At 66.0% G+C, this 14,586-nt stretch carries 17 protein-coding genes and 1 tRNA gene; 11 read left to right on the top strand and 7 right to left on the bottom strand.

The features are described 5' to 3' along the window. Nucleotides 1-68 precede the first annotated feature (68 nt). On the top strand, nt 69-1,013 hold the full coding sequence (locus KZX17_RS14720) for an SDR family oxidoreductase (RefSeq protein ID WP_248174955.1): 945 nt from the start codon (nt 69-71) through the stop codon (nt 1,011-1,013). Between the two features lie 103 nt (nt 1,014-1,116). On the opposite strand, the gene KZX17_RS14715 is transcribed toward KZX17_RS14720, so the two are convergent. Continuing rightward, entirely contained in the window at nt 1,117-1,698 is a 582-nt protein-coding gene (locus KZX17_RS14715) for a 1-acyl-sn-glycerol-3-phosphate acyltransferase (protein ID WP_248174957.1), read from the bottom strand. 232 nt (nt 1,699-1,930) lie between these two features. Between KZX17_RS14715 and KZX17_RS14710 the strand changes: the two genes are divergently transcribed. Beyond that, nucleotides 1,931-2,437 (top strand): hypothetical protein, encoded by a 507-nt coding sequence (locus tag KZX17_RS14710; RefSeq protein WP_248174959.1) that lies wholly within the window; start codon nt 1,931-1,933, stop codon nt 2,435-2,437. A 535-nt stretch (nt 2,438-2,972) separates the two neighbouring features. Continuing rightward, entirely contained in the window at nt 2,973-3,413 is a 441-nt protein-coding gene (locus tag KZX17_RS14705) for a DUF488 family protein (protein ID WP_248174961.1), read from the top strand. A 3-nt stretch (nt 3,414-3,416) separates the two neighbouring features. Here the strand turns inward: KZX17_RS14705 and KZX17_RS14700 are convergent, their stop codons facing one another. Then, nucleotides 3,417-4,250, bottom strand: coding sequence for a hypothetical protein (locus tag KZX17_RS14700; RefSeq protein WP_248174963.1), 834 nt, complete (start codon nt 4,248-4,250; stop codon nt 3,417-3,419). Nucleotides 4,251-4,411: 161 nt separating this feature from the next. Here KZX17_RS14700 and KZX17_RS14695 point away from each other — a divergent pair, with 161 nt between their 5' ends. The 3 genes from KZX17_RS14695 to KZX17_RS15235 all read left to right on the top strand — a co-directional run bounded on the left by KZX17_RS14695 (nt 4,412) and on the right by KZX17_RS15235 (nt 7,488). Then, nucleotides 4,412-5,986, top strand: a complete 1,575-nt coding sequence (locus tag KZX17_RS14695; protein ID WP_248174965.1) for a DUF6119 family protein — start codon at nt 4,412-4,414, stop codon at nt 5,984-5,986. Nucleotides 5,987-6,109: 123 nt separating this feature from the next. Next, a complete protein-coding gene (locus KZX17_RS14690; protein WP_248174967.1) occupies nt 6,110-6,460 on the top strand; it encodes a hypothetical protein in 351 nt (116 codons plus the stop codon). 434 nt (nt 6,461-6,894) lie between these two features. Beyond that, nucleotides 6,895-7,488 (top strand): site-specific integrase, encoded by a 594-nt coding sequence (locus tag KZX17_RS15235; protein ID WP_308194638.1) that lies wholly within the window; start codon nt 6,895-6,897, stop codon nt 7,486-7,488. 128 nt (nt 7,489-7,616) lie between these two features. Here the strand turns inward: KZX17_RS15235 and KZX17_RS14680 are convergent, their stop codons facing one another. Continuing rightward, nucleotides 7,617-8,120 (bottom strand): hypothetical protein, encoded by a 504-nt coding sequence (locus KZX17_RS14680; protein WP_248174975.1) that lies wholly within the window; start codon nt 8,118-8,120, stop codon nt 7,617-7,619. Between the two features lie 114 nt (nt 8,121-8,234). Here KZX17_RS14680 and KZX17_RS14675 point away from each other — a divergent pair, with 114 nt between their 5' ends. After that, entirely contained in the window at nt 8,235-8,741 is a 507-nt protein-coding gene (locus KZX17_RS14675; protein WP_248174977.1) for a hypothetical protein, read from the top strand. A 93-nt stretch (nt 8,742-8,834) separates the two neighbouring features. Here the strand turns inward: KZX17_RS14675 and KZX17_RS14670 are convergent. The 3 genes from KZX17_RS14670 to KZX17_RS14660 form a co-directional block, all read right to left on the bottom strand. After that, nucleotides 8,835-8,907, bottom strand: a tRNA-Lys gene (locus KZX17_RS14670). Nucleotides 8,908-8,946: 39 nt separating this feature from the next. Further along, a complete protein-coding gene (locus KZX17_RS14665) occupies nt 8,947-9,126 on the bottom strand; it encodes a hypothetical protein (protein WP_248174979.1) in 180 nt (59 codons plus the stop codon). An 83-nt stretch (nt 9,127-9,209) separates the two neighbouring features. Then, nucleotides 9,210-9,887 carry a fasciclin domain-containing protein gene (locus KZX17_RS14660; protein ID WP_248174981.1) on the bottom strand — a complete coding sequence of 226 codons (678 nt, stop codon included), beginning with the start codon at nt 9,885-9,887 and terminating at the stop codon, nt 9,210-9,212. A gap of 181 nt (nt 9,888-10,068) precedes the next feature. Between KZX17_RS14660 and sigK the strand changes: the two genes are divergently transcribed. From sigK to KZX17_RS14640, 4 genes are all read left to right on the top strand, one after another. Continuing rightward, the gene (gene sigK, locus KZX17_RS14655; protein WP_248174983.1) at nt 10,069-10,656 is read left to right on the top strand and encodes an ECF RNA polymerase sigma factor SigK; all 588 of its coding nucleotides are present in this window, start codon (nt 10,069-10,071) and stop codon (nt 10,654-10,656) included. After that, entirely contained in the window at nt 10,653-11,510 is an 858-nt protein-coding gene (locus KZX17_RS14650; RefSeq protein ID WP_248174985.1) for an anti-sigma factor, read from the top strand. Before sigK ends, KZX17_RS14650 begins: the two co-directional genes overlap by 4 nt. A gap of 81 nt (nt 11,511-11,591) precedes the next feature. Next, the gene (locus tag KZX17_RS14645; RefSeq protein WP_248174987.1) at nt 11,592-12,230 is read left to right on the top strand and encodes a DNA-directed RNA polymerase subunit beta; all 639 of its coding nucleotides are present in this window, start codon (nt 11,592-11,594) and stop codon (nt 12,228-12,230) included. Nucleotides 12,231-12,460: 230 nt separating this feature from the next. Next, a complete protein-coding gene (locus KZX17_RS14640) occupies nt 12,461-13,345 on the top strand; it encodes an aminodeoxychorismate lyase (RefSeq protein ID WP_248174989.1) in 885 nt (294 codons plus the stop codon). A 95-nt stretch (nt 13,346-13,440) separates the two neighbouring features. Here the strand turns inward: KZX17_RS14640 and KZX17_RS14635 are convergent, their stop codons facing one another. Beyond that, nucleotides 13,441-14,349 (bottom strand): type IV toxin-antitoxin system AbiEi family antitoxin domain-containing protein, encoded by a 909-nt coding sequence (locus tag KZX17_RS14635; RefSeq protein WP_248174991.1) that lies wholly within the window; start codon nt 14,347-14,349, stop codon nt 13,441-13,443. Nucleotides 14,350-14,586: the final 237 nt, after the last annotated feature.

The following is a 14,586-nucleotide window of genomic DNA, read 5'->3' as shown; positions in this document are numbered from 1 at the left end:
CATGCGGGCGTCGATCCATGGATCGACGATCCCTGGATGGGCTCGCGCCGTCCCTCGACGCTGAGTGCATGTCTCGCACACCCATCGACATCACCCTCCCCGACCTGACCGGCACCCGCGCGCTTGTGACGGGCGCAAGCGACGGCGTGGGTCTCGTCATCGCCACCCGCCTCGCCGCCGCGGGCGCCGACCTCATCCTCCCCGTCCGCAACCGCGCGAAAGGGGAGGCGGCAATCGCCACGATGCGGGATGCCGCGCCTGCCGCGACCGTCGAGTTGCGCGATCTGGACCTCTCCTCACTGACGTCGGTCGCCGACCTCGGCGAGTCGCTCCTCGCCGAGGGGCGGCCCATACATCTGCTCGTGAACAACGCAGGCGTGATGACGCCGCCTACGCGGCAAACCACGGCCGACGGATTCGAGCTGCAGTTCGGCACGAACCATCTCGGCCACTTCGCCCTCGTCGCGCACCTGCTGCCGCTGCTGCGCGCCGGCAACGCACGCGTGGTCTCGCAGATCAGCGTCGCCGCCAACCAGGGCGCCGTCAACTGGACCGACCCGAACTGGGAACGCGACTACGACGGCATGCGCGCCTACAGTCATTCCAAGATCGCCTTCGGTCTGTTCGGACTCGACCTCAGCCGACGCAGTCGTGAGAACGGATGGGGCGTCACGAGTGCGCTCTCGCACCCTGGCGTCGCCCCGACGAACCTCCTCGCCGCACGACCCGAGTTGGGTCGCACCCGGGAGACCGCCGGTCGCAGGATTATCCGGATGCTGTCAGGACGAGGCATCCTCCTCGGAACGGTCGCCTCCGCCGCCCTGCCCGCCCTCCTCGCAGCGACAGCTCCCGACGCCGACAGCAAGCTCTTCGGCCCGAGCGGGCCCGGACACCTCGGGGGTCGACCCGCCACACAACGCGTCTACTCCCGTCTGCGAAGCCCCGAGCACGCTCGCCGCATCTGGGAGTTGTCGGCAGAGCTCACCGGAACATCGGCGAACGCGGGGATATGACCGGATCAGCGGACGACGCGACGAATGCGTCGCGGAGCGCGATCGAGATCGAGCTCGAGCGGCGAGATCGCGGCAGGGCCAGCGATCCAGGGGGGAGTTCCGGCTAGGCCGAGGTCGCCGGCCGCCCCTCTTCGCGCAAGCGAGGCTCGACGCGTCGCTCGGGACGAAATCCTGACTTATCGGAGTAGAACGCGCGGATGGCGTCCATGTCCGTAATCACGTCGCCGGTGAGTGCGAGCGTTGGGCCTAGCCCGGTGGTCATGGTGGTGCGATCGACGTACCCGAGCGTGACGGCGAGTCCGGCCTCGCGGGCGATGCGGTAGAAGCCCGACTTCCAGTGCCCGACACCGCCGCGTGTGCCTTCCGGTGTCACCACCAGGCCGAAGACCTCGCCGTCGCGGATGCGGCGGACGAGCGCGTCGACCACTCCAGCGGGGTTCGCTCTGTCGACCGGGATGCCGCCGATCGAGCGCATCAGCGGGCCGCGCCAGCCGCGGAAGAGACTTTCCTTGCCCAGCCAGCGGAACCGCATCTTGAGGCGCCATGCGATCGCCAGCATGAGCACGAAGTCCCAGTTGGACGTGTGCGGCGCTCCCAGGACGACGGTGGGCTGGGTAGGCGCGGGCTCGGTGGCGAGCGTCCATCTGCTGAAGGTCCAATAGACGCGGGCGACGAGGCGGAGCATCCCGCAACCGTAACGCTCCCGCGCGCGCTCCGGACTCGAGGGTCGCCGGGTCAGCTCCCAGATTTCCGGGGTATCCTGATCCCGATAGGCGGACTTCTCATTCGTCTCGCCCCGGCTGTGTGGTAACAGTCGGGGCTTCTTCTTTGCCCAGGCGGCCCCCAGTCCTTCCCTGCAGCCGTGCCGGGTCTGCGTCGCGGGTAACGTGGCGCGCATGATCCGACGCCGGGTGTGGATGGCCGCCGTGATGCTCGCTGCGTCGACGTCGCTTGCGGGGTGTGTCTCCACGACCGATCTGGACGATGACGCGACGACGCCTGCGCAGGCGGTGACGCCGTCTCCCACCCCGTCCGTTCCCAGCCCTCCCGCAACGGTCGACGGCGACTATGCCGTGCCCGGCGTCACTGACGACGAGCTCTCGCGAATCACATTCATCGCCGAGGGGGCCGACGGCACCTCGGAAGGCGAGGCGGTCGTCTCGGGTGTGGTGGCGGCGGGGGAGCGGTACGTGATCGATTTCGATTGCAGTCCGTCGACCGCCCGGGTGACGCTCGAATGGGTCCCGGCGCCGGCCGCAGGCGAGGAGCCGGCCAGTCCCGTGGGACCGACGTCCGTCACACAGGACTGCGCCGCGCCCGGCCGCATCGAGGGCGTCGCCTACGACGCGGACACCCTCGTGCAACTCAAGATGTTCGCTGACGATTTGAATGCGGGCTGGGCCGTGCTCCGGCCGGCGGGCTGACAAGAGAGGTGGGCCCCGTGGGGCTCGAACTCGGCCGATGGGTCATCAGCCGGATCGTGTTCGATCAGGATCGTTGATCTTCCGGGGTTCGATGCTTCAGTTCGATCACGCCAGGCAGCCTCGACTCGAGCGTTTGTTGTCACCGTGTTGTCACGGTCTGTTCGTAGCGTGTGGCTATCGCGCCGATCGTGAGCGTCGCGGCGCCCGGGCAGTGCAGACCTCATGTGGACTGTCTGCGGACGAAATCGGTCGCCATCGCGATCGCTCATGGGATGCGTTGATTGACGCGCCAGCACGCTTGGTTGTGCGCGCTGTAACACTTACTATCTGTTACGTGACTGATCTCCGCCGCCTATCGTTAGATGAGCTAGCGGCGTTGCGGGTCTCAGTAGAGGCCGAACTCCGCTCACGACGTGCCTCGAACTGCACATGTGTCGCTTGCGGTGCGCGATTTGTTGCCCGGAAGGACGCTCGACACTGCAGCTCGCGGTGCCGCGTTGCTGCTCACCGGCTTCGCCGACGGAAGGGGTACCAGATGAGAATCTCCGGGATCGGGTACCAAGGGCTAACCTTGGACGCTTTCGTCTCAAGACTGCGACTCCGAGGCGTCGTGACGCTCGTGGATGTCCGACTAAACGCCATCTCGAGAAAGCGCGGCTTCTCGAAACGAGCCCTATCTGAGGCGCTAGTTGGAGCTGGAATCGCGTACGTCCACCTACCGATGCTGGGCAATCAGCGGGACAACCGGGCCGGCTACGCCGAGCTCGACTCCGTGCTCGCACATGAAGTGCGAGAGAGGTTCCGTCAAGAGCTCAATGCTGAGGAGGCGTCGAAAGCTCTGCGGGAGGTAGCTGATCTCGCGCAGGCTGGCGAGGTGGCGATCTTCTGCTACGAAGAAGACGAGCGACACTGCCATCGTGAGCAGGTGATTGAACGTGTCCGGGCGATCATCAGCGGTGCCCTCGCTACCACGTGACGTCTAGAACAGTGTCGGGGCGGGCAAGACGGCTTCCTTCGCGCGAGGCCAATAGACGCCAAGGACGCTGAACTTCCCTCGGCGGGCTGCGAGCTCGAAGTTCCCCATGTAGAAGCCCGAACGGCGATCTGGAGCGAACATCTGCTCGAGAAACTTCTCGGTCACGCCCGCCTTCACGTCATCTCCTCGATGACGCAGGCGATTCTGAAGGGAAGTAAGCTCCCAATCCAAAATGCGACCTTGGTGGCCGGGACACGCGACGTGGGCGCACCGATACCGATAGCGAACGATGAACTCCGGTTCCTTCAAGAGGACAGGAATCGCCCCGCTCATCGGGATGAGCGCCGCTGACTCCTTGTCGATCCGCGTCTGCATCTTGGAGAGTTGATCCGCCGTCCATTTCGGGTGAGGTTCGAACTCGAGCCGATCGATGTCAGTCGGATAGACAAGACCGAGCGATGGGGCGGCACCATCGGCGGATGCTTCGCGCATGAGACCACATGTAGTCGTCGGCTCCAGTTGGCCGATGATTTCGTGACGCGCCTTCCATGGGGGCACGTGGCGTAGCGCGGCCCATGATCCCTGCGTAGGAGAGTAACTCTCGCGACGGGTATCGGAGTCCTTCCGCCTCACCTCGAGTTCAATGACGTCGTACTTCTTGAACTGGGCGTCACCGTCCAACCATCGAAACGCGATCGGGTACAACCGGATCCAGCTGGGCGCGCCATCATCGATACGAATGCCGGCAACACATGAGGTGTCCCCGTAACTCGTCGACGGCTGAGGTGTGGCCTTCACAGTAATGAGGACGCGTGCCAGCTCGCCTTTCACTCTCATGCCGCGAGCATAGGGGGCGGCGCGGACGCGATTCTGACACCCCTCATGAAAGTCGCACGCTGTAGGGCCACCTCGGAGCAGCTGTCTGCGGCACCATATGATGACGACACTGAGGATTCTTCACTGGGGGGTGGAATCAGATGTCCCTAAAGCGGCTCACCGTGTTCCTGTTGCGCGATGTCAGTGATCCAGACGACGCGATTCGGCCGGCGAAGAGTCCCGATTCGATGTTGCTCGATGCCACCAGCGGCCTAGACGGGCGCTTCTACTATCAGCGCTCACATCAGAACGCGCCGTCTTGGGTAACGGAAGTGAACTCCGTTCTCAGAGCTCCGATATCGGCAGTCTTCTCGGCTTCCGCCTCGGGCTTGCTGATCTTGCGGGCCTCGGGGCGATTCTTTGCGATCACGTTCGGATATGGCAAAGGCTTCTTGGACCCGTCGAAGATCCAGCGTCAGTTTGGGCTTCGGGTTGCGTTGAACCGAATTGACCCGGCGCAGATCCGGAGTATGGACACCAAGACCTTCGAGGACATGGTGGTCACGAAGAACACCCAGACCAGCAAGAGCTCAGACATCCCCACCTTCGGTGTAGACGTGTCTCGCGACATCCTCCGAGCAGTCGCAGGCGAGCCGCGCGACAAGGCGTTCGCGAAGCGGTTGGCGGGATCGGACGCGCTCGTCCTCTCGCTCGATCTCGCTTTGACTGACGTGACCGCCAAATGTGAAGAGCTCCTAACGGCGTACGAAGACACCATGTATCGCGATGATTTCGAATGGATCGATCACCTCGAGATTGTTGAGGATGAGGCTCGCGTTAGCGAACTGGACGAACTGCTTGAAGCCCAGCTCCAGGCGGCTGACACCCGTCAGACACACATGGCCACGCCGGAGCCGATTGCCTGGGAGGACATTGATGCATTCAGAATCTCGGGAACATACAAGAGGGAGTACGACGATCTAGACCTAGATGAGTACCTTGCCGCGTTGGGCCCGAAGGCGGCAGGCATCACGATCAGCAAGCTGAAGAGTCGCGACGTTTCGATTCGCTACACCCGTTCAGGGGACTTCGACGGTGTCTGGAATGTCTACCAATGCCTAGTGAGTGAGCAGCGCATCCAGGGACAGCTCTTTGCTCTGATCGAGGGTCGATGGTTCGCTATCAGTGACACGCTCGTGCGCCAGGTCGACACTTATTTAGCGACCCTTTCGAATCGCACACCTGGCATCGACAATGCGGCGCCTGGCGAAGTGGAGCCGGATTACAACCAGCGAATGGCGCTGGCGTACCCCGAAAAGCTCCTTCTCCTTGACGCGAAAATCAAGCGACCCGGCGGCTCATCGACAGGGATCGAGTTCTGTGACCTCCTCTCGGCGAGTGGCGACCTCATCCATGTCAAGCGCAAGTCCCGTTCCTCCACGCTGAGCCACCTGTTCGCACAAGGCGCCGTTTCTGCCACGACATTCGTGAGTGACGGTCCATATAGAGATGAGCTTCGAGCCCACATTCAGCAGACGGCGCCAGTTGGGACGCAACACCAGTGGCTCGATCTTGTCCCCGGCAGCGGATCGGTCGTGGACAAGAGCCGCTACACGGTTTGTTACGTCGTGCTAACGAGCCGCGCTGAGTCGGGGACCGGCTGGTTGCCTTTCTTCAGCAAGCTCAACCTCATGCAGCACGGCAAGCAGCTACACACCCTCGGCTTCGACGTCTCCCTCACCGCGCTCCAAAACTGAAGCGGTGTCTTACTTCAGCGGCGGACTGAACGTGGATGGACTGAACCTGGATGCACGCAGGCACTTTCCAGTGGAGCCCGCGGATGCGTTGTCGACAGGGGCCGAGAATGACAACCTGGTTACGTGGCTCGAGGACGCAGAAGTGCCAAGAAGACGGGAGCTCAGGAGCATCAAGCGGCCGACGAAGCTCGCGTTGAGACGGAGCGTGCCGACGCTGAGAAGCGGGCGCGCCGTGCCGTCCGCGCCATCGCGAAAGCGCGCGGCGAGCGTGGGGCGCTCGAGCAGCTGAGTCGCGTAGCTCGCGAGATCGAACGTCTCCATCGTGAAGAGCAGAAGCTGCTCGAAGAACGTGATGCGCTTGTCGATGGGCTGCGATCGGCGGGCCAAAGCTGGAACGCGCTCAGTTCGCGGACACGACTCAGCCGTCAGGCGCTAATGAAGCGCGCGGCTCAGGTCCCGGCCGACAACGGCTGACGGCCTTCTCCACAGACACCGACTAGGCAGATATTCACAATCTCGCTGTAAGCCTGCGGAAATCGCGAAGCCGACCTATGGTGCGAAGCAAAGCTCCGAGAAGGAGGGCTTCGCATGGGCAGCATCCACGCGTACACGACGGCATCCGGATCACGCCTGTACCGAATCGCGTATCGCAAGCCAGAGCACTCGCAGACGAACGAGCGGGGCTTCCGGACGAAGCGAGCCGCCGAGCTGCGACTCGCAGAGGTCGAACTCTCGAAGCATCGTGGCGACTACGTCGACCCTTCGGAAGCGCGGATCACCGTCGGCATGATCGGGACGTCCTGGATCGACAGTCGCTCCTGCCGAGGAAGGTCGGGAAAGAACGCGCTTACCTGAGCCACGCGCAGGTCGCGCAGCTCGCGGCAATTGCGAAGCATCCCGACCTTGTCGTGTTCCTCGCTTACACGGGTCTTCGTTGGGGAGAGGCGACTGCGCTTCGCATCAAGCACGTCGACACGGTGCGGCGCCGCGTCCGCATCGAGGAGAACGCGGTGGAGGTCGGGAGCCAGGTGATCGTCGGGACGCCGAAGACGCACGAGAAGCGGCAGGTGCGGTACCCGGCGTTCCTCGCGCCGACGATCGAGCACCTCGTGGCCACGCGTCCGCGCGACGCGTTGGTGTTCGGTGACGGTGACCACTTCATCCGCCGAGCCAAGTCGACAACTGGCTGGTTCAACAGCGCGGTCATGCAGCTGGTTCGTGAGACCCGGGAGCGCATCGACGCCGCAACGAGCGCGGGGGAGCGGCCACCCGAACCGTTCCCACGGATAACGCCTCATGATCTTCGCCACACAGCCGCGTCACTCGCGATCAGTGCGGGAGCGAACGTCAAAGCCGTGCAGCGGATGCTCGGACACGCGTCTGCGGCGATGACGCTCGACACCTACGCGGATCTGTTCGACGACGACCTCGACAACGTCGCCGACGCGCTCGACCGGGCTGCCGAGAGTGCGGGGGTTAGCGAAGTGCTATTGCAGGATTGATGAGACAGGACGGCACACTCGCGGTTCGGTGTGATTCGCTGCCGCCTCGGTCTTCCTCCTGGCCTTTGCCGCGTCCGTCAGTGGACTGCACGCAGCGGGTAACTCCTCGCGATGCGCCTAGCGGCGCTTCAGTGATGCCCTCGTTCGCGAACGTTCGCGAACGGCGTGCGCCCATGGACTGCCTTGAATTGGTCGATAAGGTCGTCTTCGACTCTGTCAGCAAGGTAACCGGGCGTTTCCGTCCAGCACACGAGCAACGAATCAGCCTCCTCCAGTTGCCAGATCGCACGACCGCCCGAGTGGCTCCCACTTTTTTTGCTGAAGGGTTTGAGGCGATCCCGGAGCCCCTCCTGACCCATCGCCTTGCCGATGTAGATGACGGGCGTGCCGGTCACCCATCGACGATTGAGGTCGTCGAGCGTGTACTTGCGGAGGCGCGCACGCCTGACCGGGTTGTCCTCGAGGAGCGTGTGGGGGCGTTCGTTGTGGCGGCGCAACACGACGTAGACGCCGTGCCCGACGGGCACGCTGCGAGGATCCAGCCCGACGAGCGGGATGAACCCCTCAAACCCGAGCTCTTCTAGGCTGGATCGGTTCCATGAAGAGGGGAGCGGAAAGTCGGTTCGGCGCACGCAGCTCAAGATAGTCAGTCCGGCCGTGCGGCCGATCAGAAGTCATCGCCTCGGAGGCGTTGCGACACTATGCTGACTCTCCACCGTCTCGCGTGGTCTTGGAAGTGGTGTTCGATGCCCACTCGCAGTCAGCTCGCCGACTTTACCCGCGGCATCGTCGGTCGATTCACCAGCCGCAACAACGACATAGACGGTCAATGGGGGATCGGTGTGATCGTCGAGGCGATCCATCATGCCGGTCAGTCCGAGGCGACCTATGACTTCGTCTCCGCGGCGGAACCGTTCATTCGAGACCAGGCGGATTGGCTCCGAACGAGGGTGAGGGACGAGCGCATCCCCGAGTCATGGATCGAGTCGTGCACGCTGCGCATCGCGATTGAGCGCAACGTGACGCCGCGAGGGGAGAGCCACACGCGCGCAGCCTGGGCCGCCGGGACCGCCGTGCACCGGGCCACCGTCACTGCGGCGATCGCTGATAATCGTGGCCGCACATGGTCGACTTTCGAGGACGTGTGGTGCTGGGACGCGAGCGACCACCAACTGCAATCGGCTCACGACCGTGACGCTGAGGGCTGGCTGAGTCGAGTCCTCGCTGCGTTCCAGCGCAAACCGCGCGTCTGAGCTGTTGTCAGTTTGTTGTCACGCTGTTGCCAGCGGGTGGTCCGGCGTCCCGAATTCCCCGGGAAATCAGGGATCCTGACGTTGTTTCAGAGGTGGGCCCCGTGGGGCTCGAACCCACGACCCGCGGATTAAAAGTCCGATGCTCTACCGACTGAGCTAGAGGCCCTCAGCGACCCAGCCTAATAGGCGACGGGCGCGGCATCCGTCACTCGGTGTCCTTCACCGAACCGAAGATGACACCGAACATGATCCCGAACGACAGGCCGAATGCGGCGCCGAGGCCGATGTTGTCGAGGAACAGTAGGCCGACGATCGAGCCGCCCAGCATGCCGAAGGCGATCGCCAGTCCGAACGAGATCGGCTTCTTCTTCTTCTTCGCGGCCATGCCTCGACCCTACGGGCACGAAAAAGGCGGCGCCGCCGGAGCCCGCAGAGCTCCGACGACGCCGCCGGTCAAGAAGACCGTGATCACATCGGGGGCATCAGCACCGTGTCGATGAGGTAGACGGTCGCATTGGCGGTGGTGACGCCACCGCAGATCACCATGGACTCACCGTTGACGGTGAGCTCGTCGCCCGAGCCGGTGACCTCGAGGTCAGCGCCCTGCAGCGTGGTGTGGGTGCCGGCGATCTCGTCAGGGGCGACCTGACCGTCGAGCACGTGGTAGGTGAGGATCGACGTCAGCGTCTCCGAGTCGGTCTTCAGACCCTCGATCGTGTCGGCGGGGATCTTCGCGAAGGCGTCGTCCACCGGAGCGAAGACGGTGTACTCGCCGCTGTTGAGCGTGTCGACGAGGTTCACGTCGGGGTTCAGCTCGCCGCTGACAGCCGAGACGAGCGTCTTGAGGAGCGGGTTGTTGGATGCCGCAGTGGCCACCGGGTCCTGCGCCATGCCCTCGACCGAGCCGGCACCGTCCGGAACAGCCTCGGCGTAGTCGGCGCAACCGGGGCCGACAAGCGTGGCGGCCTCCATCGAGCCCTCATCGGTCTCGGCGGGTGCCGACGACTCCATGGGAGCCTGCGACTCCATGCCCTCTTCAGTCGTTCCACCCTCGGCGCCGCCGCCGGTGGAACATCCGGCGAGAGCGAAGGCTCCGGCCAGAGTCAGAGAGAGCGCTGCGGTCATCTTCTTCTTCGTGCTGAGCATGATTCCTCCATGTGTTGGGACCGCCCTCTGCGGCGGCGATGTCTGGTCTTCGGAGTAGCTCAGGAATTGGATTGCAAGTTTTTCGAGATTCTTCGACACACACCTCGACCCGCGCCTCGACGCGCCGTCATCCGGGACCGTTCTTCGCGCGCGCGCGGAGCGGGATGGCATGCTTGGAGGAATGGTTATCGACGGTGTTGACGTCCCCGAGGACGGGCCTGCGGCGGATCACGTCGCAGACCTGCTGGTCCGTGTCGCCGCCGGCGACCAGGCAGCGTTCGCGGACCTCTACGACATGCTCTCGTCCCGCGTCTTCGGACTCATCCGCCGCGTCCTGGTGGACCCCTCGCAGAGCGAAGAAGTGCTGCAGGAAGTCTTCCTCGAGGTCTGGCAATCCGCTGCAGCCTTCGCTCCGAACAAGGGTCAAGGAAGAAGCTGGGTCCTGACGATCGCGCATCGTCGGGCCGTCGACCGGGTGCGATCGTCGCAGGCGAGCGCAGACCGCGATGTGCGCATCGGAGTCCGAGACGCACACACACCACAACAATCAATAGCCGAGCAGGTCGAGCTGCGCATCGAAGGACGCCGTGTCGTGCGAGCCCTTCGAACGTTGCCCGACCCGCAGCGCGAAGCCATCACTCTCGCCTACTTCGGGGGATACAGCCAGAGTGAGATCGCTGCACTGGTGAACGCACCGCTCGGAACGATCAAGACCCGAATGCGTGATGGATTGACTCGCTTACGACAGGAGATGGGGGTGACGCTGTGAACGAGAAGGACTTCGCCGAGCTTTCAGCCGGCCACGCGCTCGACGCGCTGTCCCCAGAGGACGAACGCGCCTACCACGAGGCGCTCGCCGCGCACCCCGAATGGGCCGCGCTCGCCGACGCCGACGCGCAGGTCGTCGGCACCCTCGCCGACGGCATGGGGGAGGACGCCCCGCCGGCCGAACTCCGCGCCCGCATCCTCGACCGCATCGTCGGGATGCCCCAGGCCGTTGTGCCCGCATCGACACCCGCCGTCGAGCCGGTTCCCGCACCCGTCGCCGCGCCGCGCGCCGCGGACGAGGTGCCGCCGCGACCAGCCGTGGCCGCGGCCGAAGCTGCCCACGCGGAGCCGGTCATGGCCGCGGGACCGCCGACCGAGGTCGTGCAGACCGTCCAGCGCCGCAACTGGACGCGCGGCCTCTTCGCGCTCGTCGCCTCCGCTGCGCTGCTCGTCGGCATCGGCTGGGGCGTCGGATCGATCGTCGAGCAGGCGCGCACGCCGCTGGAGGTCCAGGCGCTCGAGCAGATCGACAGCGCCCCCGACACGCAGACCATCGCCGGACAGTTCACCGACGGCGGCGAGGCCGTGCTGCACTGGTCGGCCGAGGTCGGCAAGGCCGTCATCACCACCGACGACCTGCCCTCCATCGATGCCGACCGCACGTTCGAGATGTGGTTCGTCCGCGGCGACGAGCCGATCTCGGCCGGAACGTTCAACCCCGGCGACGACGTGACCGCGCTCCTCGAGGGCACACCCGAACCGGGCGACGTCATCGCGGTGACGGTCGAGCAGGAGGGCGGTTCGCCCGACGGCGTGCCGACCACCGACCCGATCATCGCGATCCCCACAGCCTGACGACCCGAGGTCGCCACGCCCACGCGGTCCCCGACATCCGGGGGCCGCGTCGGTGTTCCCGCCCGCGGGTAGCCTGGAACGATGCCCGACGACTCCCGCGACTTCCACAAGCCGGTCCGTCGCTCACCTGACGTGTTCGACCGGAACCTCGCCGCCGACGACCCCGCTGAGGCCAGCCGGGTGGCGCACGCCACGGCATCCGCGCTGCTGTCCCGCGTCCGCGAGCAGCCGCATGACGAGGTCATCGACCGCCTCGTGAGCTTCACCGACGCGCACGGCATCGCCACGATCGCCGAGCTGTGGTCGCACTCGCCCGCGAAGTCCCTGCCGGGCGCGCTGTGGCGGCTGTACCTGCTGCAGCTGATGATCCACGACGACCCGCAGACCTCGGCCCTGCTCTACGAGCGCGGGCGCACCCGCCTCGCCTCCGCTGACGTCGTCATCGCGGGAGCCCCCGCACCGGCGAGCCCCGATGAGCTCGTCGCGCTCACCGACCTCATCCTGCGGGGCGTGTTCGCGGGCGACTTCGGCCTCGCACTCGACCGGGCCGCCGCGTTCTCGCGCGTCGTCGGCGCGGGTGCCACCGACCTCGCCGACGACTACGACCGCAGCGAACCCGAGCGCGCGTCGCAGTTCACGACCCGCGCGCTGCGCCTCGACACCTATGCGGGCGACCTCACCGTCGCCGCGAACCTCTGGCGACGCGACAGCCTGACCTGATCGGGATGCCTCGGCGAGCCCGGGCGACTGCCGGCATCCGGGCATGAAAGTGCCGAGCCGCAGAAACGCCTCTCGGCGCGAGGCCGCTCGGAGCGGCGAATTTTGGAGCCCGGGGTTACTGCGGCCCGGCTAGAAAAGTGTAACGGAGGGGCCCGCGAGGTATTCCGTCCGTCGCCGGATTCCGCCGAGCCCGGGCGTGTCGCGCGGGCGGCCGAGCGTAGGCTCGGCTCATGGCTTGGCGCTTCGCTCTCATGATCGACCCCGCGGCATCCGATGACGCCCGCACCGACTTCGCCGACACCTTCACCGAGGTCGATCCGTCGGCTCCGGCGCTGACGGTGGGGGAGCTCAGCACGCAGCGCGGCGACGGCATCTTCGAGTCGATCGGCGTCGTCGACGGCCACGCGCAGGAGGTCGAGCCGCACCTCGAGCGCCTCGCGCACTCGGCCGAGATCTGCGAGCTGCCGGCGCCGCACCTCGGGCAGTGGCGCGAGGCGATCCGCCGCGCGCAGGCCGCGTCGGGGGAGGGCGAGGCGGTCATCAAGCTCATCCTCAGCCGCGGCGTCGAGCACGGGCCGACTCCGACCGCGTGGGTCACGGTCGCCCCGGCATCCGACTTCACGAAGCCCCGCACCGAGGGCATCGCGGTGGCCGTCCTCGATCGCGGCTACAGCATCGACCTGCCCGGACGAGCGCCCTGGCTGCTGCTCGGCGCGAAGACCCTGTCGTACGCCGTCAACATGGCGGCGATCCGCGAGGCCAAGCGCCGCGGCGCCGACGACGCCGTGTTCGTCAGCTCCGACGGGTTCGTGCTCGAGGCGCCGACCGCGTCGCTCATCATCCGCCGCGGCGACACCTTCGTGACCCCGGCGCCGAACGGCGGCATCCTGCACGGCACCACCCAGCTGAGCCTGTTCGACCACCTGGCCGAACAGGGCGTCGAGACCGCGTACGAGACCCTGCCGGTGTCGGCCCTGCACGAGGCGGATGCCGCCTGGCTCGTCTCGAGCGTGCGCCTCGCCGCCCCGATCACCGCCGTCGACGGGCGCCGCATCGCCCTCGACGCGGAGCTCACGGCATCCTTCAACCGGTACTTGCTGAGCCCGCGCGACTGACCGGGCGTTCGACGCACGGTGTCGGATGCAGCAGCCAGACACGCCGTGCGATCGGGTGACGCTCCGCGCTGCGAGGTCTGTCATCCGACGACGTGTCAGGACGACTCCGCGACGGCGGCGAGGATCGCACGCTCGACGAGATCCCAGTCGTGAATGATCATGGCGTAGTCGAATCGCAGGGTCCGATGACCCCAGACCGCCGCGTTCGCATCGCGAACCAGGTCCCTGTGTCGATGAGAAGGTCCTTCGTGGTTCTCGCGACCGTCGACCTCGACAATCAGATTGCCGCCGATCATCAGGTCGACCCGGCCGACCGCGACAACCGAGACTTGGGTGCGGATGCGGAGGCCATGTCCTCGCAGCCGAAAGCGCACGAGCGATTCCAGCCCGCTGTCGGCATCCGTCCTCGCGAGTGCCAGCACACTCTGCGCCTCATGATCGAGCAGGCCGACCAGTTCCGACCGGTCGTCTGATCGCAGCATCCCTTGTCTGAGCGCGGACTCCAGTGCGACGAAGAACGACTCGAGCCCGCGGCAGCGCCTGATCTGCCACAGGATGATGGCCAGCGAAGGGATGCCGAAGCCTCGGCGAGCACCGCCGTCCCAGTGCACGACGCATCCGCACCCGGCGGCATGGTGGGCGCGACCGTCGTGGCCCATCCACACGTGCGTCGCAGGGTCGTCATCCAGGACCCAGAGGCCCAGGTGACGTGCCGCAGTGATGCAGGCTGTGGATCCTCCGTGCGCCGCCGCGCCCACGACATCCACGCATGCATCCCTCGTCGCATACACGCCGTTGCGAACACGGTGGAGCGTTCCTCGCTGTACCGCTCGGTCGATGGCAGAACGCGGCATGCCGGCCGCGCGGAGCGCGGCGAAGGTCGAGATCGAGGTGTCCCCGCACATGCCCCCAGCCTGCAGCCGTGCGTGAGCCCACGATCGAGCAGTCGGCCTGTCCGGGTACTGGCCATTCATCCTGCGGCCGGGGGAGGAGGCCTTGCTCATGCGCGGTGTCGGATACCGCGGCCCGCCACCCAGTACTCGGCGACAACACGCCGCGCGGCGAGTCGCGGCATCCGACGCCCTGCACCGCGACCGAGACCGACCCCGACTCCCCGGCATCCATTGCAATCCCGCACGCCGCACCCCGCACGCCGCCGCCCCCGGCGCACACAGACGCGCCGGCACGAAACCCGAATCCGTACCGGCGCGTCTCCTGCGTCGCCGAGCCCCCCGGCTGCG

This window comes from Microbacterium sp. EYE_78 (assembly GCF_023149035.1).
Classification (GTDB): Bacteria; Actinomycetota; Actinomycetes; order Actinomycetales; family Microbacteriaceae; genus Microbacterium.
This window is presented reverse-complemented; position numbering and strand designations above follow the sequence as displayed.

Coding starts and splice junctions, on each gene's coding strand:
- KZX17_RS14720 (WP_248174955.1), top strand. CDS start 69: ATGTCTCGCACACCCATCGACATCACCCTCCCCGACCTGACCGGCACC.
- KZX17_RS14715 (WP_248174957.1), bottom strand. CDS start 1,698: ATGCTCCGCCTCGTCGCCCGCGTCTATTGGACCTTCAGCAGATGGACG.
- KZX17_RS14710 (WP_248174959.1), top strand. CDS start 1,931: ATGGCCGCCGTGATGCTCGCTGCGTCGACGTCGCTTGCGGGGTGTGTC.
- KZX17_RS14705 (WP_248174961.1), top strand. CDS start 2,973: ATGAGAATCTCCGGGATCGGGTACCAAGGGCTAACCTTGGACGCTTTC.
- KZX17_RS14700 (WP_248174963.1), bottom strand. CDS start 4,250: ATGAGAGTGAAAGGCGAGCTGGCACGCGTCCTCATTACTGTGAAGGCC.
- KZX17_RS14675 (WP_248174977.1), top strand. CDS start 8,235: ATGCCCACTCGCAGTCAGCTCGCCGACTTTACCCGCGGCATCGTCGGT.
- KZX17_RS14665 (WP_248174979.1), bottom strand. CDS start 9,126: ATGGCCGCGAAGAAGAAGAAGAAGCCGATCTCGTTCGGACTGGCGATC.
- KZX17_RS14660 (WP_248174981.1), bottom strand. CDS start 9,887: ATGCTCAGCACGAAGAAGAAGATGACCGCAGCGCTCTCTCTGACTCTG.
- sigK (WP_248174983.1), top strand. CDS start 10,069: ATGGTTATCGACGGTGTTGACGTCCCCGAGGACGGGCCTGCGGCGGAT.
- KZX17_RS14645 (WP_248174987.1), top strand. CDS start 11,592: ATGCCCGACGACTCCCGCGACTTCCACAAGCCGGTCCGTCGCTCACCT.
- KZX17_RS14640 (WP_248174989.1), top strand. CDS start 12,461: ATGGCTTGGCGCTTCGCTCTCATGATCGACCCCGCGGCATCCGATGAC.
- KZX17_RS14635 (WP_248174991.1), bottom strand. CDS start 14,349: ATGAGCAAGGCCTCCTCCCCCGGCCGCAGGATGAATGGCCAGTACCCG.